At 65.5% G+C, this 18,966-nt stretch carries 13 protein-coding genes; 9 read left to right on the forward strand and 4 right to left on the reverse strand.

Annotated features, from left to right (window positions below; translation table 11 throughout):
• Positions 1 to 23 precede the first annotated feature (23 nt).
• The 5 genes from SPMU_RS09045 (at position 24) to SPMU_RS09065 (ending at position 4,934) form a co-directional block, all read left to right on the forward strand.
• A complete protein-coding gene (locus SPMU_RS09045) occupies positions 24 to 974 on the forward strand; it encodes a polysaccharide deacetylase family protein (protein ID WP_088333533.1) in 951 nt (316 codons plus the stop codon).
• Positions 971 to 1,861 (forward strand): GNAT family N-acetyltransferase, encoded by an 891-nt coding sequence (locus SPMU_RS09050; RefSeq protein WP_088333534.1) that lies wholly within the window; start codon positions 971 to 973, stop codon positions 1,859 to 1,861. The genes SPMU_RS09045 and SPMU_RS09050 overlap by 4 nt, the downstream gene beginning before the upstream one ends.
• A gap of 85 nt (positions 1,862 to 1,946) precedes the next feature.
• The gene (gene recO / locus SPMU_RS09055) at positions 1,947 to 2,678 is read left to right on the forward strand and encodes a DNA repair protein RecO (protein WP_088333535.1); all 732 of its coding nucleotides are present in this window, start codon (positions 1,947 to 1,949) and stop codon (positions 2,676 to 2,678) included.
• A gap of 106 nt (positions 2,679 to 2,784) precedes the next feature.
• Positions 2,785 to 3,837, forward strand: a complete 1,053-nt coding sequence (gene leuB, locus SPMU_RS09060; protein WP_088333536.1) for a 3-isopropylmalate dehydrogenase — start codon at positions 2,785 to 2,787, stop codon at positions 3,835 to 3,837.
• Entirely contained in the window at positions 3,834 to 4,934 is a 1,101-nt protein-coding gene (locus SPMU_RS09065) for a glycosyltransferase family 2 protein (RefSeq protein ID WP_088333537.1), read from the forward strand. Before leuB ends, SPMU_RS09065 begins: the two co-directional genes overlap by 4 nt.
• Positions 4,935 to 4,940: 6 nt before the next feature.
• Here the strand turns inward: SPMU_RS09065 and SPMU_RS09070 are convergent, their stop codons facing one another.
• Positions 4,941 to 6,158, reverse strand: coding sequence for a phospholipid carrier-dependent glycosyltransferase (locus SPMU_RS09070; RefSeq protein WP_088333538.1), 1,218 nt, complete (start codon positions 6,156 to 6,158; stop codon positions 4,941 to 4,943).
• Between the two features lie 329 nt (positions 6,159 to 6,487).
• On the opposite strand from SPMU_RS09070, the gene SPMU_RS09075 reads away from it, so the two are divergent.
• The 4 genes from SPMU_RS09075 to SPMU_RS09090 all read left to right on the forward strand — a co-directional run bounded on the left by SPMU_RS09075 (position 6,488) and on the right by SPMU_RS09090 (position 9,527).
• Positions 6,488 to 7,696 carry a trans-sulfuration enzyme family protein gene (locus SPMU_RS09075; protein WP_088333695.1) on the forward strand — a complete coding sequence of 403 codons (1,209 nt, stop codon included), beginning with the start codon at positions 6,488 to 6,490 and terminating at the stop codon, positions 7,694 to 7,696.
• Positions 7,693 to 8,091: a Co2+/Mg2+ efflux protein ApaG gene (gene apaG, locus SPMU_RS09080; RefSeq protein ID WP_088333539.1), complete on the forward strand. Its 399-nt coding sequence runs from the start codon at positions 7,693 to 7,695 to the stop codon at positions 8,089 to 8,091. Before SPMU_RS09075 ends, apaG begins: the two co-directional genes overlap by 4 nt.
• Positions 8,092 to 8,202: 111 nt before the next feature.
• Positions 8,203 to 9,006 (forward strand): LysR family transcriptional regulator, encoded by an 804-nt coding sequence (locus SPMU_RS09085; protein ID WP_088333540.1) that lies wholly within the window; start codon positions 8,203 to 8,205, stop codon positions 9,004 to 9,006.
• Positions 9,003 to 9,527, forward strand: coding sequence for a GNAT family N-acetyltransferase (locus SPMU_RS09090; RefSeq protein WP_245832957.1), 525 nt, complete (start codon positions 9,003 to 9,005; stop codon positions 9,525 to 9,527). The genes SPMU_RS09085 and SPMU_RS09090 overlap by 4 nt, the downstream gene beginning before the upstream one ends.
• Before the next feature lie 103 nt (positions 9,528 to 9,630).
• Here SPMU_RS09090 and SPMU_RS09095 read toward each other — a convergent pair whose 3' ends face one another.
• The 3 genes from SPMU_RS09095 to rpoB all read right to left on the reverse strand — a co-directional run bounded on the left by SPMU_RS09095 (position 9,631) and on the right by rpoB (position 18,906).
• Positions 9,631 to 10,188 (reverse strand): DUF1993 domain-containing protein, encoded by a 558-nt coding sequence (locus tag SPMU_RS09095; RefSeq protein WP_088333542.1) that lies wholly within the window; start codon positions 10,186 to 10,188, stop codon positions 9,631 to 9,633.
• Between the two features lie 212 nt (positions 10,189 to 10,400).
• On the reverse strand, positions 10,401 to 14,678 hold the full coding sequence (rpoC, locus tag SPMU_RS09100; RefSeq protein WP_088333543.1) for a DNA-directed RNA polymerase subunit beta': 4,278 nt from the start codon (positions 14,676 to 14,678) through the stop codon (positions 10,401 to 10,403).
• Between the two features lie 73 nt (positions 14,679 to 14,751).
• Positions 14,752 to 18,906, reverse strand: a complete 4,155-nt coding sequence (gene rpoB, locus SPMU_RS09105) for a DNA-directed RNA polymerase subunit beta (protein ID WP_088333544.1) — start codon at positions 18,904 to 18,906, stop codon at positions 14,752 to 14,754.
• Between the last annotated feature and the right edge of the window lie 60 nt (positions 18,907 to 18,966).

The following is an 18,966-nucleotide window of genomic DNA, read 5'->3' on the forward strand; positions in this document are numbered from 1 at the left end:
GCGCCAAAACTACAGGTGCCGCCATGACCCCCGTCTTCCTGACAATCGATACCGAGATTGCCTGGCGCCACCATCGCGCCGGGCTTGATCCCGCAACGGTGGAAGCGCGGTCGATCGAACCGGCCGGTGTCGGGCTGGGGTGGCAACTTGGTGAGTTGGCGCGGCATGCGCTGAAGGCCACCTTTTTCGTGGATCCCATGCCGGCGCGGATCTACGGCCTCGATCTGTTCCGCCGCATCGTGGATGCGATTCTGACGGCGGGCCAGGAGGTGCAACTGCACCTTCACCCGAATTGGACCAAGGCGCAGCTGTCCGACCGCGAGGCCCATGCCGCGTTCGAGATCATCGATTATTCTGCCAGTGAGCAGCGCGATCTGCTCGGCGAGGCGGCCAGCCTGCTGATGGCGGCTGGTGCGCCCCGGCCGGTTGCTTTTCGCGCCGGCAGCTATTCCGCCAACGACGATACGCTGGCTGCCTTGGCGGCGCTCGGCATCGCGTATGACAGCAGCCACAACGGCGCCTTTCATCCCTGGCCAAGCGCCATCGGACTGCCCGCGGCGCATATAGCCCCGGTGATGCGCCAGGGGGTGATGGAAGTGCCGGTCACCACCATTGAAGATACGCCGGGCGTGTGGCGGAATTTCCAGATTTGCGCCTTGTCGACGCAGGAGATGAAGGCAGCAATCGACCATGCCATCGCTGCCCGCCACGCCGCGTTGACCATCGTCGGCCATAGCTTTGAGCTCGCCGATCGGACGGGGATGAAGGCGAACAAGGTTCATGTGCGCCGGTTCGAGACATTGTGCCGGCTGCTGTCCGAGCGGCGCGACATGGCGCCGACGACGCATTTCGCGGACCGGCCCGCGCTGACGCTGGATGCGGGCGACAAACCGCTGGCGGCGAGCCGTTGGCGCCGGGGGCGGCGGCAGGCCGAGCAGGCCTGGTCCAATCTGGTCAGTGAGCGCGGTGCATGAGCGCTGCCGGGCTGCGCCTGCAAATTGGCGCGCGCACGATCGCGACCATCCCCCGACAGCTGTTGCGTGTGGGCATGTCGCTGGATGCCGCGCTGGGCGGAGACATGCCTGACCTGCCGCCGCTGGGTGCGGCGGACCACGGGTATCTCGTCACGTCCGTACCCGACGGGCTGGCCATCACGTGGCCCGGGCTGGCATTCGAGCGGCAGCGCTACACTCGCTATTATGTTGATCTCGCCGGGGGCGAAGCAGCGTGGCGGGCAGGGCTATCGGGGCAAACCCGCTCAACAATGAAGCGCAAGGCCAAGAAACTCGCGTCAGTCGGCGGCGGCCTGCTGGACGTGCGCCGGTTTCGCACGGCGGAGGAGCTGGCGCGTTTTCACCCGATTGCGCGGGCATTGGCGGAGAAGACCTATCAGGAGCGGCTGATGGGTGCGGGCCTGCCCGGCGATGCCGCGGCGCTTCAGAAGATGCTCGCCCTCGCCGAAGCGGATCGTGTGCGGGCGTGGCTGCTTTACGTAAACGATGCTCCGGCGGCGTATCTTTGGTGCAGCGCAGATGGGGAGACGCTCCGCTACGATTATGTCGGCCATGATCCGGCCGTTGCCGCGCTTTCACCTGGCGGCGTGCTGATGGAAGCGGCGTTGAGCGACCTGTTCGCCGACCGATTTGCTCGTTTCGACTTCACCGAAGGGGAGGGGCAGCACAAGCGCCTCATGGCGAGCGGGGGCATCGACTGCCGCGACTTGCTGCTGCTGCGCCCGACCGTAGGGAACAGGGGGGCAGTGGCGCTGGTGCGCGGGTTTGACGCTGCAATCGGGCTGGCCAAGAAGGCTGCCGCCGCGCCCGCGTTACACAAGCTGGCGAAGCGGGTGCGCCGCGCCTGACCTGTCGTGCGCCGTTGGGCATGCGCTATCGCGCGGAGACGTTGCGCCTTCGACAAGTGCCGGCCGCACCGGTTAAACAAGCCCGATGCACCTAGCCGCACCAGCGATCATCCTGGCACTTCGTGCACATGGCGAACATGGCGTCGTGGTCCGCGCCCTGACGCCGAATGACGGGGTGCGCGCGGGCTATGTGCGCGGCGGCCGATCCAGAGCGCTGCGGCCCGTGCTTCAGCCAGCGAACACGATCCTTGGCGAGTGGCGAGCAAGAACCGACGAGCAGCTTCCCGCGTTGACCGTGGAGCTGGTGCACAGCCGCGCGACGCTGCATACCGAGCCGCTGCCCGCCGCGGCGCTCGATTGGCTGGCGACGCTCACCGCCGCTGCCTTGCCCGAGGCGCAGCCTTATCCTCAGCTCTACCTGGCACTTGCCGGCATATTGGACGCGGTGGAGGCTGCGCCTCTGGCAAGGGGATGGGCAGGGGCCATGGCGCGCTATGAACTGCTGGTGCTGGCCCAGCTCGGCTTTGGCCTGGATCTCGAGCGATGCGTGGTAACCGGGTCAGACGAGGACATCGCCTTTGTCAGCCCCAAGAGTGGTGGCGGGGTGAGCCGTGCGGCCGCCACAGGGTACGAGGATCGCCTACTGCCCCTGCCTAACTTCCTGCGGGCAGGCGGCGAGCCCGACTGGCCCGACGTGTTTGCTGCCCTGGCAATCACCGGCCGCTTCCTTGCACGCGACATAATGACGGACCGCCGCGCCGACGTGATATCTGCCCGTGACCGGCTGATCGACAGGTTGAAGAGAGCAGTTGCGTAGCCTGCGTTGTGGCGGCTAGGCGCGGTGTTGAAATCGCCGAACAGGTCTGCGCGGTTGCGCTGTGCTGCCGGCGCAACGTCGACACGTTAAGCCTCGGACGGTGATCATGGCGCAATCTTCTCTCATCGCGATCCTGCCGGGCGATGGCATCGGCCCGGAGGTTACAGCGCAGGCGCGGCGCGTGCTTGAGGCGCTGAGCCTTGGCGTCACCTTCGAGGAAGCGCCTGTCGGCGGCGCGGCCTATCATCAGACCGGCAATCCGCTCCCTGCGGCGACGCTCGATCTGGCGCGCCGGGCTGATGCTATTCTCTTCGGCTCCGTTGGTGATCCCGCATGTGATGCACTCGATCGGCACCTGCGCCCCGAGCAGGCGATCCTGGGCTTGCGCAAAGAGCTTTCGCTGTTCGCCAATCTGCGGCCGGCGAAGCTTTTTCCCGGGCTGGAGGATGCGTCCGCGCTTCGCCCGGAAGTGGCCCGCACGATCGATCTGCTGATCGTCCGCGAATTGAACGGCGACGTTTACTTCGGCGAGAAGGGCATGCGGACCACGGCGGCGGGGCTGCGCCAGGGGTATGACCTGATGAGCTACGACGAAGGCGAGGTTCGGCGTATCGCGATCGCCGGCTTCGAAGCGGCGCGGCGGCGGCGGGGCAAGCTGTGCTCGGTGGACAAGGCCAATGTGCTCGAAACCTCGCAGTTGTGGCGCGACGTGGTGATCGAGGTGTCGGAGCAATATTCGGATGTGGCGCTGAGCCATATGTATGTCGATAACGCCGCCATGCAGATGGTGCGTGATCCCGGCCAGTTCGATGTGATCGTGACGGGCAATCTCTTCGGCGATATCCTGTCGGATCAGGCATCCATGTGCGTTGGCTCGATCGGCCTGCTGCCGTCCGCATCGCTGGATGAAGCCGGCAAGGGCCTGTACGAGCCGATCCATGGTTCGGCGCCCGATATCGCGGGGCAGGGCAAGGCGAACCCATGCGCCGCCATCCTGTCGGCCGCGCTCCTGCTTCGTCACTCGCTTGGTCAGCCCGAAGCGGCGGACCGGATCGAGCAGGCGGTGGCGCGGGCGCTGGCAGGCGGCCAGCGAACGGCCGATCTCGGCGGAAGCTGCTCGACGGAAGCGATGGGAGATGCGGTTCTGGCGGCGCTGTGAGCGAGCCGCTCGAGCTGGCGGTCGTTATCCCGACCTTCAATGAGCGGGCCAATGTGCCGTTGCTGGTGGCGAAGCTGGAGCAAGCGCTGCGTGGGACGCGATGGGAAGCCATCTTTGTCGATGATGATAGCCCGGACGGGACGGCAGACGCGGCGCGGGAGATCGCGCGCGCGGACTCGCGGGTTCGGGTGATCCAGCGGATCGGGCGGCGGGGGCTGGGAACCGCCTGTATCGAGGGGATGTGCGCCACTGCTGCCCCTGTCGTGGCCGTGATCGATGGCGATCTTCAGCATGACGAGACGATACTGCCGCAGATGCTGGCAGCGCTGCACGGAGACGATGCGCTGGATATCGTGATCGGCTCCCGCTTCGTGGCAGGCGGGGGGACCGGCGAGTGGGACAGGGATCGCGTGGCGAAATCCGCCTTCGCGACGCGGCTGTCGCAGCGGGTGCTGAACGTCGGCCTGACCGACCCGATGAGCGGTTTCTTCGCCATCCGCACCGACGTGGTCCGGACGATCGCGCCGCACCTTTCCGGCATCGGGTTCAAGATCCTGCTGGACATCATGACCGCATCTGCCCGCCCGCTGCAGTGCCTGGAATTGCCGTACGTCTTCCGCTGCCGGGAACAGGGGGAATCGAAGCTCGATCATGTGGTGGCGCTCGAATATCTGATCGCGCTCTACGATCGAAAGTTCGGCAAGGTCGTGCCGGTGCGCTTTGCCATGTTCTCCTGCATCGGGGTGATCGGCGTGCTGATCCACATGGGCGTGCTCATGCTGCTTCACCTGGGACTGGGCAGCGGCTTTCTGGGCGCCCAGATCGTGGGAACGGCGGCGGCGATGACGTTCAACTTCTTCCTGAACAATGCCCTGACCTATCGCGATCGGCGCCTGCGCGGCTGGCGACAGCTGCTCGACGGCTGGGTCTCCTTCTCGCTCGTATGCTCGGTCGGGGCGGTGGCCAATGTGGGCGTGGCGGCGTTCCTTTACGACTTCCGTTACGGTGCCTGGGCGGGCTCGGCGCTGGCCGGGGTGCTGGTGGGCGCGGTGTGGAATTACGCGCTGTCTTCGCGCTTCACCTGGGGGCGGTATTGAAGCGGATCAGACCCAGCTGCTGAACCACATCCAGCGGCGAAAGGCAGTCGCATCGGGCAGCGCCTGCGCCGACAGGAGCGGGAAGAAGTACACTGCCAGCGCCAAGGCGATACCGAGAAGCACCAGATCGGCGCCGCGCAGCCGCGTGCGCCAGTGATCGAGCACCAGCACGATTGGCAGGACGATGAAGATGCTGGAGGGGAAATAATAATAATAGAAGCCGAGTGATTTCGGGATCACGGCCCAGATGCCGAGGCTGCCGGTCCATAGCGCTGCGGCAGCGAAGAGGCGGGGCGATCCGTGGCGGATCCAGCCGCCCCAGCACGCCGCCACCGCCACCAACCCGCTCCACATGATCGCGGGGTTTCCCAGCAGCAGGATACCGCGCTGGGCGCCGTCGACGGGCTCATAAAGATACCAGATCGGCCTGATCAGCAGCGGCCAGGACCACCAATCCGATTGATAGGCGTGGGCCGGAAGAACCTGCGTCTGGCGCTGGTACATTTCGAGCTGAAACGGGATCAGGCGCGCCAGCGTGAGTGGCTCGGCGGTGTAGAAAAAGGCGGGAGCGAAGGTGAGGAGGTAGGCGAAGCCTGAGACGGATCCCAGCACCAGGAGCGCGGGCCAGATCGGCAATCCGGGAAAGCGTCGCTGGTCGCCGAGTTTGCAGATCACGAAGGCTGCGCCGGCGAAGGCGACATAAGGCGCGGCGAGCCATTTGCAGCCGACCGCGAGGCCTAGCAGAACGGCGGCGGTCGACCAGCGCCACCAGCCGCCGGCGCGCAGGGTCCAGGCGATCATGGCGATGGCGCTGGCCAGAAAGGCGAGCATGAACCCGTCGAGCATCGCAATGCGGGCCTGAACATAGAGCGTGAAGCTCAGCAGCGTCAGCGCGGCTGCGATGAGGCTGGGGCTCAGGCGTCCGGTGATCAGCCAAGTGGTTGCGAACATCGAGACAAGGGTCACGCTGCCGGCCAGCGTGGACATGAACCGCCAGCCCAGGGGCGTATCGCCGAAAATCAGCATGCCAAGCGCGATCAGCGACTTGCCGAGCAGCGGGTGTTCGATGTTGGTCGGCCCGGAAAGCGCGATCAGCGCCCGGGCGGCGGGCACGTAGTGGACCTCGTCGAACACGAATTGGTGCGGCACCGATAGGCGGATGAGGAACAGCGCCTCGGCCAGCACGAAGATGAGGATGGCGAGCGGCAGCGGGCGGCGCAGCATGCTGCGCGGGGCCGCTTCGACAGGGATCGCTGCGGCACTTGGCGCCCTGCCAGCGCTGGCGCTGTGGGGAACGGCAGGGCGCGAATGTTGAGAAAGTTGAGACGGTGGCGGGGTATCTCTCAACATTCGCGCGGCTCCAATGGTGCAGGGCCTGTCTTTGCCATGGTCGCGGGGGTGTAGGACAGCCCAGGGGCAAATCGGTGACACTCTGCCGCCGCCGGAGCGTGTGGCCCTGATCGCGCAGCAGCGCACCGCGGGGCACGCTCGGCACGTTCGGCACGCGGAGGACAGCCTTGAAAGCCGGCCGGGATTGGCCGAAAGCGGGCACCATGAAACGTCGCACCGGACAGGACCGCTCCATCACCGACACGTGGCGCCCCGCCACACGCGCGATCCGCGGGGGGACCGCACGCTCCGAATTCGGGGAGACGTCCGAAGCGATCTTCGTCACCTCGGGCTATTCCTACGATTGCGCGGGCGACGCGGCGGCTCGCTTTGCCGGCGAGCAGGAGGGGATGACCTATTCCCGGCTGCAGAACCCCACGGTGGAAATGCTGGAGCAACGGATCGCCATTCTGGAAGGGGCGGAGGCATGCCGGACGATGGCGACCGGCATGGCGGCGATGACCGCGGTGCTGCTGAGCCAGCTCCAGGCGGGCGACCATGTCGTGGGCGGCCGCGCGGCGTTCGGATCGTGTCGCTGGCTGCTCGACAATCTGTTGCCGAAATTCGGCATCGCGACCACGGTGGTGGACGCGCGCGATCCGCAGGCGTTTGCGGATGCCGTGCGGCCCGAAACCAAGGTGTTCTTCTTCGAAACGCCCGCCAATCCGACGATGGATGTCGTTGACCTGAAGGCGGTGTGCGGCATTGCGCGCGATCGCGGCATCACCAGCGTGGTCGACAACGCCTTTGCCACCCCGGCCTTGCAGCGGCCGATGGAGTTTGGCGCTGATGTGACCGCCTACTCCGCCACCAAGATGATGGACGGGCAGGGGCGCGTGCTGGCCGGCGCCGTGTGCGGCACCGAGGATTTCATCGAGAACACGCTGCTCCCGTTCACGCGCAACACGGGGCCGACGCTGTCGCCGTTCAATGCGTGGGTGGTGCTGAAGGGCCTGGAGACGCTGGACCTGCGCATCCGGCGGCAATCCGAGAATGCGGTAAAAGTCGCGAGCTTTCTGGAAGGGCGCGTGCCCACCGTCCTTTACCCCGGCCTACCCAGCCACCCGCAGCACAATCTGGCGATGAGCCAGATGGAGGCCGCGGGGCCGATCTTCGCCATCCTGCTTGATGGTGGGCGCACGCAGGCGCATGGGTTGCTCGACGGGCTGGCGCTGATCGACATTTCCAACAACATCGGCGATTCCCGATCGCTGATGACCCATCCCGCCTCCACGACGCACAATTCGGTGGCGCCCGACAAGCGCGAGGAAATGGGCGTGACCGAGGGTATGCTGCGGCTGAACGTCGGGCTGGAGGATCCGCAGGACCTGATCGAGGATCTGGACCAGGCCTTGCGCAAGGTTGGCTTGTGAAGGCTTTCTTCCCCTCGTCCGAAACGACGCAGGGGATCACCGTGCGCGTCTCGGTCAGCTATCTGCCCGAACAATCGGAGCCGGGGCGGGGGCGCTGGTTTTGGGCGTATCACATCCGGATCGAGAATGACGGCGAGCAGGCCGTGCAGCTGCTGACCCGCCATTGGACCATTACCGATGGCCGGGGCGCGCGCCATTCGGTGGAGGGCGAAGGCGTGGTGGGCGAGCAGCCGCTGATCGCACCGGGCGCAAGCTATGATTACGTATCCGGATGCCCGCTGGCGACGCCGACCGGATCGATGCTGGGCAGTTACCGGATGATCGGCGCGGACGGCGCCAGGATGGACGTGGCGATCCCGAAATTCGCGCTGATCGCGCCCGCCGTCGCCGAGTAAAATGCCCGCGCCGCTTGCGAGCGGGGTGAGGGGAGGGCATGTCGCGCGAATGGTGATGAGCCCATTATACCATTTGCCCCGGTCTCTCCCATTTCGCAGAGGTATGGCCCGGTGAAGCGTACGCACCTTCCACTGAATGGCCTGCGCGTGCTGGATGCCGCCGCCCGCCACCTGTCCTTCACCCGCGCCGCAGACGAGCTGGCGGTGACGCCGGCAGCCGTCGGGCAGCAGATCCGCGCATTGGAGGATACGCTGGGCGTGGTGCTGTTTCGCCGCACCACCAAGGGGCTGGAGCTGACGCCGGAGGGCGAGGCCGGCCTTGCCGCGCTGCGCGACGGCTTTCTCCAGTTCGAAGAGGCGGTGCGCGCCATGCAGGCGGGGCAATCGTCCAAATCGCTGACGATTGCCGCGCCGCGCGATCTGACCGAGAAATGGCTGCTGCCGCGGCTGGCCGAGATTGCGCGCGTCGATGGCGAATTGCGCTTCGTGCTGGTCGCGTCCGACAGCCCGCCCGATTTCACCGAGGCGAACCTCGACCTTGCGATCACCTGGGGCGAGGGTCCGGGCGGGCTTGAGGGCGAGGCGATCGAGAGCGAGGGCATGGTGGTGGTGGAGCGGGCCGGGGGCGGCGCCGCGGCGACGATCGCCTGGCCGGGGCATGGCAGCGAGGACGGCGGCGCGCTGATCCGCGTCGGCGACGCCGGGCTGGCGCTGGACGCCGCCGCGCAGGGGCTGGGACGCGCGACGGTGCCGGAATTGCTGGCGGCGCGCGATCTGGCGGCCGGGCATGTGGTCGCGATCGGCGAGCCGCGCCCGTCCCGCCTCGGCTATTGGCTGGTCGCGCCGCTGCCGCAATGGCGCCAGCAGAAGGTGCAGGCGCTGGTGGAGGCGCTGGCCGGATTTGGGGCCGCGTGAAGGCGAACCCGTTCGAGAGCGCGCGGCTATCGATCCGCGCACCGACGCCGAGCGACGCGCCAGCCTTGTACGAGGCTTATGGCGATCCCGGCGTCATGCGCTTCTGGTCGACCCCGCCGCATCGATCGGTGGAGGAGACGATCGCTTACGTCACGCCGCATGCGGGCGATGAGTGGCGGCAGTGGGTGATCATCGACAAGATCAGCGGCCGCGCCATCGGCACGCTGGCGGCGGGCGAGCGGCGCGCCGGGGTGATGGAAATCGGGTATCTTCTCTCTGCCGCGGCCTCGGGCCACGGCTATGCCGGAGAAGCGGTGAGCGCGCTGATCGACCTGCTCTTCGCCGAGGGCGCACGGCGGGTCTATGCCGACACGGACGCCGAGAACGAGCGGTCGATGGCGCTGCTGACAAGCCTTGGGTTTCGGCGCGAGGGCCTGCTGCGCGCGGAGTGGCACACGCACATTGGCGTGCGCGACAGCGTGATCTGGGGATTGCTGCGCGACGAGTGGCGGGCGGCGTAGTCGCGCTCACAGCGTCTTTCACCGCTAACGAAAGGTGGCAATCCGCCACGTCTGATCCGGCGGAACCACGATGGTGGCCCGCCCAGGTCGGGGCAAGCCCGGATCAGCTCGCCGGCGGGCGGATGTGCGGGGCCATGTGCGCGACATAATCCACCTTGCCGAGATCGACGCCCTGCGCGCGCAGGATCGCATAAGCGGTGACGACGTGGAAGTAGAACTGCGGCAGCGCCCAGTCGCGCGCATATTGCTCCGCCGTCAGATCCAGCACCATGCCATTGGGCAGCGCGTGCTCCAGCGGCGCGGTGGGCTCGATCGCGGTGGGTTGCGCCGCGGCAGCCTCGACGGCGGCAAGCGTCTCGTCGATCCGCGCGCGCGCATCGGCCAGTGTCCCCGGCCGCTCGCCGGCATTGCGACCTTCCTCAATCAGCGTGTCGAACAGCGGCGAGAAGTCGCGGCCCTGTAGCCGGAACACGCCCTCCAGCGCCTGACGGCAGGCGAAGCGGACTTGGGTCGCGAGCGGGAACATGTCCGGCGCGAGCCGCGCTGCGGGCAGCGCCTGCGCATCGATCGGCGGCTGTTGCGCCTCGGCCTTGGCGAGCCAGTTCGACATCGTGCCGAGCATCGGCACGTAGGTTTGTACGAGTAGATCCGGCAGCGTCATTATGTTGCTCTTCCCGATTGATGACGGAGCAAAGCGCGGCGCGGGAGGGGGCGTCAAGCGCGTTCGCGCCGGTGGGCGGTTCAGCGCGCGTTGCGGTCGCGAGCTTCCACGTGATCGGCGAGGCGCGGTGGGGTTGAAGACCAATGCCGAGCAACAAAAAGCCCCGCCGGATCGCTCCGGCGGGGCTGATTGCATCAGGCTGATCCGAACGATCAGTCGTTCAGATACTCGCCGGCGGCCTCGTCGCTGCCGTCGCCCGAGGGCACAACGGCGGCAAGCGGATCGTCGCCGGTGCCGACGTCTTCACGCGCGCTGCGGGCGTTCTCCGCGGCGCGCAGCTCCTCGGCGCTGTTCGGCGCGATGAGCATCTCCGACAGCTTGCGCTGCTGCACGCGGAGCGCCGCGTCACGCGAGGAGGCGGCAACACGCAGTCGGTTCATGCCGGCGCCAGTGCCTGCCGGGATGAGCCGGCCGACGATGACGTTCTCCTTCAGGCCCATCAGCGTGTCCTGCTTGCCCTGGACCGCCGCCTCGGTGAGGACGCGGGTGGTCTCCTGGAACGACGCGGCCGAGATGAACGACCGGGTCTGCAGCGACGCCTTGGTGATGCCGAGCAGGATCGGCTTGCCCTGGGCGGGCGCCTCGTTCTTGCCGAGCTTCGCGTTGACCTCGTCCATCTCCGCACGGTCCACCTGCTCGCCGGGGAGCAGGGTGGTGTCGCCGGCCTCGGTGATCTCGACCTTTTGCAGCATCTGACGAACGATCGTCTCGATGTGCTTGTCGTTGATCTTCACGCCCTGGAGTCGATAGACTTCCTGGATTTCCGACACGAGATATTCCGCGAGCGGCTCGATGCCGAGCACCTCGAGAATGTCGTGCGGATCCGGGCTGCCGCCGATCAGGTTGTCGCCACGCTTTACGTAGTCGCCTTCCTGAACGTCGATCACCTTCGACTTCGGGATGAGGTATTCCACCACCTCGCCGCCGTCCTCGGGCTGGATGCCGATCTTGCGCTTCGCCTTATAGTCCTTGCCGAACACCACGCGGCCCGAGACCTTTGCGATGATCGCATTTTCCTTCGGCTTGCGCGCTTCGAACAGCTCGGCAACACGCGGCAGACCGCCGGTGATGTCGCGCGTCTTGGCGGACTCGCGAGCGACACGGGCAACGACGTCGCCGGCATACACCGTCGAGTTATCGTCAACCGAGAGCACCGCACCCGCTGCCAGCATGTAGCGAGCAGCTTCACCCGAACCTTCGTCAAGCAGGGTGATGCGCGGACGCAGATCCTCCTTGGTACGCGCCGCTGCACGATATTCGATCACGACGCGCTGGGCGATGCCCGTTGCCTCGTCGACCTGCTCGGTCAGCGTCTTGCCTTCGATGAGGTCCTGGTACTTCACCGTGCCGCCCGTTTCCGTGATCACCGGCATGGTGAACGGATCCCATTCGGCGATGCGATCGCCAGCGCTGATGATGTGCCCATCATCGCACAGCACGTTCGCGCCGTACGGGATCTTGTGCACTGCAAGCTCGCGGCCATCCATGTCGACGATCGCAACTTCGCCCGAGCGGCTGAGCACCACGCGACGACCACGCTGGTCGACGATGATGCGCAGATCGCGATACTCGATCGTGCCGTCGACCGGCGCTTCGAGGTTCGACTGCTCGTTGAGCTGCGCCGCGCCGCCGATGTGGAAGGTACGCATCGTCAGCTGCGTGCCCGGCTCACCGATCGACTGCGCCGCGATGACGCCGACAGCCTCGCCGATGTTCACCGGGGTACCGCGGGCGAGATCACGCCCGTAGCACTTGCCGCAGACACCGATCTTGCTTTCGCAGACCAGCGGCGAGCGGATCTTGACGGCGGGAATGCCCGTCGCCTCGATCTTCGCCACCATCGGCTCGTCGAGCAGCGTGCCGATCGGGATCACGATCTCGCCCGACTTGCTGTCGACGATGTCCTCCGCCGTCGTACGGCCGAGAATACGCTCGCCGAGCGACGCGATGGTCGAGCCGCCCTGAACGATCGCCTTCATCTCCAGCGCGCGCTCGGTGCCGCAATCGTCCTCGACGATGACGCAATCCTGCGACACGTCAACGAGACGGCGGGTGAGGTACCCCGAGTTCGCCGTCTTCAACGCCGTATCCGCGAGGCCCTTACGCGCGCCGTGGGTGGAGTTGAAGTATTCAAGGACGGTGAGGCCTTCCTTGAAGTTCGAGATGATCGGCGTTTCGATGATCTCGCCCGACGGCTTGGCCATGAGGCCGCGCATGCCGGCAAGCTGCTTGATCTGCGCCTGCGAACCACGCGCACCGGAGTGCGCCATCATGTAGATCGAGTTGATCGGCTTCTCACGGCCGGTCTCCTCGTCGATGCGAACGGCCTTGATCTCGTTCATCATCGAGTTCGCCACCTGATCACCGCAACGGCTCCAGGCGTCGATCACCTTGTTGTACTTCTCCTGCTGCGTGATCAGGCCGTCCTGATACTGCTGCTCGAAGTCCTTCACCTGATCGCGCGTCTCATCGACCAGCTTGGTCTTGTCCGGGGCGATGATCATGTCGTCCTTGCCGAACGAGATGCCGGCCTTGAACGCGTGGCGGAAGCCAAGCGACATGATGGCATCGGCGAACAGCACCGTCTCCTTCTGACCGGTGTGACGATACACCTCGTCGATGACGTCGGTGACGTCCTTCTTGGTCAGGAGGCGATTGACGACGTCGAACGGCACCTTGTGGCTCTTCGGGAGGCACTCGCCGAGCAGCATGCGGCCCGGCGTGGTCTCGAAGCGCTTCAGGTACTGGTTGCCCTGCTCGTCAGTCTGCGGAACGCGGCTAATGACCTTGGTATGCAGGGTGACAGCACCGGCGTTAAGCGCCTGGTGCACCTCCTGCATGTCCGCCAGCAGCATGCCTTCGCCCGGCTCGTTCTGCTTCTCCATCGAGAGATAGTAGAGACCGAGCACCATGTCCTGCGACGGCACGATGATCGGCTTGCCGTTCGCTGGCGACAGGATGTTGTTGGTCGACATCATCAGGACGCGCGCTTCCAGCTGTGCCTCAAGGCTCAGCGGGACGTGAACGGCCATCTGGTCACCGTCGAAATCGGCGTTGAAGGCCGAGCAGACCAGCGGGTGAAGCTGGATCGCCTTGCCTTCGATCAGAACCGGCTCGAACGCCTGAATGCCAAGACGGTGAAGCGTCGGCGCGCGGTTCAGCAGAACCGGGTGCTCACGGATCACTTCGTCCAGGATGTCCCAAACTTCCTTGCGCTCCTTCTCGACCCACTTCTTCGCCTGCTTCAGCGTCATGCTGAGGCCCTTGGCGTCGAGACGGGCGTAGATGAACGGCTTGAACAGCTCGAGCGCCATCTTCTTGGGCAGGCCGCACTGGTGCAGCTTGAGCTCCGGACCGGTCACGATGACCGAACGACCCGAATAGTCGACGCGCTTGCCGAGCAGGTTCTGACGGAAGCGGCCCTGCTTGCCCTTGAGCATGTCGGACAGCGACTTCAGCGGACGCTTGTTCGCGCCCGTGATCGTGCGGCCACGACGGCCGTTGTCGAACAGGGCGTCAACAGCCTCCTGAAGCATGCGCTTTTCGTTGCGGACGATGATGTCCGGCGCACGCAGCTCCATCAGGCGCTTCAGGCGATTGTTGCGGTTGATCACGCGGCGATAAAGATCGTTCAGATCCGACGTCGCGAAGCGGCCGCCATCGAGCGGCACCAGCGGGCGAAGCTCGGGCGGGATGACCGGAACGACCTCGAGGATCATCCACTCCGGACGGTTGCCCGATTCCAGGAAGCTCTCGACGACCTTCAGTCGCTTGATGATCTTCTTGGGCTTCAGCTCCGACTTGGTCGTCGCCAGCTCTTCCAGAAGAGCCGTCTTCTCGCCTTCGAGATCGAGGCTTTCGAGCATGATGCGCACGGCCTCGGCGCCGATGCCGGCGGAGAAGGCGTCTTCGCCATATTCGTCCTGCGCCTCAAGTAGCTCGTCCTCGGTGAGCAGCTGGAACTTCTCGAGCGGGGTCAGGCCCGGTTCGATGACGATGTACGCCTCGAAGTACAGCACGCGCTCAAGCTGCTTGAGCTGCATGTCGAGCAAGAGGCCGATGCGCGACGGCAGCGACTTCAGGAACCAGATGTGCGCGACCGGCGCGGCCAGCTCAATATGGCCCATCCGCTCACGGCGGACCTTCGAGACGGTGACCTCGACGCCGCACTTTTCGCAGACGATGCCCTTGTACTTCATCCGCTTGTACTTGCCGCACAAGCATTCGTAGTCCTTGATCGGACCGAAGATGCGCGCGCAGAACAGGCCGTCACGCTCGGGCTTGAACGTGCGGTAGTTGATCGTTTCCGGCTTCTTGATCTCGCCGAACGACCAGGAGCGGATGCGGTCCGGGGACGCGATGCCGATCTGGATCTGGTCGAAGGTCTCCGTCTTGGCGACGGGATTCGCGAAGTTCGTAAGTTCGTTCATTTTTCTACCTCTTCCCCCTCCCGCGGAAGCGGGAGGGGCTAGGGGAGGGATGGTCGATCGTCGGAGGTGGCCGTTACTCGGCCGCCTCGGCCAGGTCGCCGTCGTCCGCCTCTTCCATGCTCTTCAGCTCGACGTTGAGGCCCAGCGAACGCATTTCCTTGACGAGCACGTTGAAGCTCTCCGGGATGCCGGCCTCGAACGTGTCGTCACCCTTGACGATCGCCTCATAGACCTTGGTACGGCCGACCACGTCGTCGGACTTCACCGTCAGCATCTCCTGGAGCGTGTACGCAGCACCGTATGCCTGCAGCGCCCACACCTCCATCTCGCCGAAGCGCTGGCCGCCGAACTGCGCCTTACCACCCAGCGGCTGCTGGGTGACGAGGCTGTACGGGCCGATCGACCGTGCGTGGATCTTGTCGTCCACAAGGTGGTGCAGCTTGAGCATGTAGATGATGCCTACCGTCACCTTGCGGTCGAACTGATCGCCGGTGCGCCCGTCGAACAGGTCCGACTGACCCGACGGATCGAGACCCGCCAGCTCCAGCATCGCCGAAACGTCCGCCTCAACCGCGCCGTCGAACACCGGGGTGCCCATCGGGATGCCCGGCTTCAGATTGTTCGCCAGCTCGATGATGCCCTGCGCGTCACGTGCCTCGATCTCGTCAGCATAGTGCTCGCCGTAGATCGTCTTCAGCCGGTCCTTCACCGCCTCGGGCATCGCGCCCGCGGTGGCATCCGGATTGGCCTCACGCCAGTCTTCGAGTTGCTGCGCGATCTGTTGGCCAAGGCCACGTGCGGCCCAGCCGAGGTGCGTCTCGAAGATCTGACCGACGTTCATGCGCGATGGCACGCCCAGCGGGTTCAGCACGAGATCGACCGGCGTCCCGTCGGCGAGGAACGGCATGTCCTCCACCGGCAGGATGCGGGAGATGACGCCCTTGTTGCCGTGACGGCCGGCCATCTTGTCGCCCGGCTGCAGCTTGCGCTTCACCGCGACGAAGACCTTGACCATCTTGAGCACGCCCGGCGGCAGCTCGTCGCCACGCTCCAGCTTCTCGCGACGATCCTCGAACTTCTCCTTGATGAGCTTCGCGGCCTCGTCATACTGCGCCTTCACCGCTTCCAGATCCGACTGGACCTGATCGTCGGCGACGGCGAACTTCCACCATTCGTGGCGGTCGACGCTGTCGAGCATGTCCTGATCGATCACGGCACCCTTCTTGGGGCCGCCCTTCGGCACCGCCGTGGCGGTCTGGTCGATCAGCATCTCGCGTAGGCGGCTCCAGGTCGCCCGGTTGAGGATCGTGCGCTCGTCGTCCGAGTCCTTCTTCAGGCGCTCGATCTCTTCGCGCTCGATCGCCATCGCGCGCTCGTCCTTGTCGATGCCGTGACGATTGAAGACGCGCACGTCGACGATCGTACCGGCAACGCCCGGCGGCAGGCGAAGCGAGGTGTCGCGCACGTCGCTGGCCTTTTCACCGAAGATGGCGCGGAGGAGCTTTTCTTCCGGCGTCATCGGGCTTTCGCCCTTTGGCGTGATCTTGCCGACGAGGATGTCGCCCGGCTCGACCTCGGCACCCACGTACACGATGCCCGCCTCGTCGAGGTTGCGCAGTGCTTCCTCGCCGACATTCGGGATGTCGCGCGTGATGTCCTCTGGCCCAAGCTTCGTGTCGCGAGCCATCACTTCGAACTCGTCGATGTGGATCGACGTGAACACGTCGTCCTTCACGATCCGCTCGGAGATGAGGATCGAGTCCTCGTAGTTGTAGCCATTCCACGGCATGAACGCGACGAGCGCGTTGCGGCCCAGCGCCAGCTCGCCGAACTCCGTCGACGGACCGTCGGCGAGGATGTCACCGGCGTTGACCACGTCACCCACCTTCACCAGCGGACGCTGGTTGATGCAGGTCGACTGGTTCGAACGCTGGAACTTCATCAGCGTGTAGATGTCCACGCCCGACTTGCCCGCATCGACCTGACCGGTGGCGCGGATCACGATGCGGCTGGCGTCGACCTGGTCGACGATGCCGGCGCGGCGTGCCGAGATGGCGGCGCCCGAGTCCCGTGCGACGGTCTCTTCCATGCCGGTGCCGACGAACGGCGCTTCCGCCTTCACCAGCGGCACGGCCTGACGCTGCATGTTCGAGCCCATCAGTGCGCGGTTCGCGTCGTCGTTCTCCAGGAACGGGATCAGCGAGGCGGCGACGGAAACGAGCTGCTTGGGCGACACGTCCATGAGGGTGATGTTCTCAGGAAGTGCCATCAGGAATTCACCTGCCTGACGCGCCGAGATCAGTTCCTCGGTGAAGCGGCCGTCTGCGTCGAGCTCGGCGTTGGCCTGCGCGACCGTGTGCTTCTGCTCCTCCATCGCGGAAAGGTACACGACCTCGCCGGTCACCTTGCGGTCGACCACGCGGCGGTACGGCGTCTCGATGAAGCCGTACTTGTTGACGCGCGCAAAGGTCGACAGCGAGTTGATCAGACCGATGTTCGGGCCTTCCGGCGTCTCGATCGGGCAGATGCGGCCATAGTGCGTCGGGTGAACGTCACGGACTTCGAAGCCCGCACGCTCACGCGTGAGACCGCCCGGCCCGAGCGCCGAAACGCGACGCTTGTGCGTCACTTCGGAGAGCGGGTTGGTCTGATCCATGAACTGCGACAGCTGCGACGAGCCGAAGAATTCGCGCACCGCGGCCACGGCCGGCTTCGCGTTGATGAGGTCGTTCGGCATGACGGTCGACACGTCGACCGAGCTCATGCGCTCCTTCACCGCGCGCTCCATGCGCAGCAGGCCGACGCGATACTGGTTCTCGAGCAGCTCGCCCACCGAACGCACGCGGCGGTTGCCGAGATTGTCGATGTCGTCGATCTCGCCCTTCCCGTCCTTCAGGTCGACCAGGGTCTTCACGACTGCCAGGATGTCCTCGGTGCGCAGCGTCGTCACCGTGTCCTCGGCATCGAGGTCAAGGCGCATGTTGAGCTTCACGCGGCCCACGGCCGACAGGTCGTAGCGATCCGGATCGAAGAACAGGCCGGAGAACAGGGACTCCGCCGTTTCGAGCGTCGGCGGCTCGCCAGGGCGCATCACGCGATAGATGTCGCTGAGCGCCTGTTCGCGCTCTTCGGCCTTGTCAGCCTTCAGCGTGTTGCGGATCCACGGACCGGTGGTGACATGGTCGATGTCGAGCAGCTCGATGCGGTCGATGCCCGCCTTGTCGAGCTTTTCGAGATTGTCCGGGCCGATCTCATCGCCGGCCTCGACGTAGATCTCACCGGTGCCCTCGTTGATGAGATCATAGGCCGAATAGCGGCCGTAGATTTCCTCGGTCGGGATGAGGAGGTCGGTCAGGCCGTCCTTGGCTGCCTTGTTGGCAGCGCGCGGGGTGACCTTGGTGCCCATCGGGAACACCACTTCGCCCGAGTTCGCGTCAACGAGGTCGAACGTCGGCTTCACGCCGCGCCAGTTCTCCGCCGCGAACGGGATGCGCCAGCCACCTTCGCCGCGCACATAGGTGACGCGGTTGTAGAAGTGGTTGAGGATTTCCTCGCTGTTGAGGCCGAGCGCATAGAGCAGCGCCGTGACCGGCAGCTTGCGCTTACGGTCGATACGGACGTTCACGATGTCCTTGGCGTCGAACTCGAAGTCGAGCCACGAACCGCGATACGGGATCACACGGGCGGCGAAGAGATACTTGCCCGACGCGTGGGTCTTGCCGCGATCGTGATCGAAGAGGACGCCCGGCGAACGGTGCATCTGGCTGACGATCACGCGCTCCGTGCCGTTGATGAAGAACGTGCCGTTCTCCGTCATCAGCGGCATGTCGCCCATGTAGACGTCCTGCTCCTTGATATCGAGCACCGAGCGGGTTTCCGTTTCCGGATCCACCTCGAACACGATGAGGCGAAGCGTCACGCGCATCGGCGCGGCGTAGGTGATGCCACGCTGGCGGCATTCCTCGACGTCGAACTTCGGCGGTTCGAGTTCGTAGTTCACGAAGTCAAGCTCTGCCGTGCCGGCGAAGTCACGGATCGGGAAAACGCTGCGCAGCGTCTTCTCGAGACCCGAGACATAGCCGATCGAGGGATCGGACCGCAGGAACTGTTCGTAGCTCTCGCGCTGCACCTCGATGAGGTTCGGCATCTGCACCACTTCGTGGATGTTGCCGAACACCTTGCGGATGCGGCGCTTCGCAGTGCCGTATTCGATCGCCTTGGATGCCATGTAGCTGTACCGCCTTGGTCAAATTCGTCCGGGCGCAGGACAAGACGCGAAAAGGCCGCA

This window comes from Sphingomonas mucosissima (genome assembly GCF_002197665.1).
GTDB lineage: Bacteria > Pseudomonadota > Alphaproteobacteria > Sphingomonadales > Sphingomonadaceae > Sphingomonas > Sphingomonas mucosissima.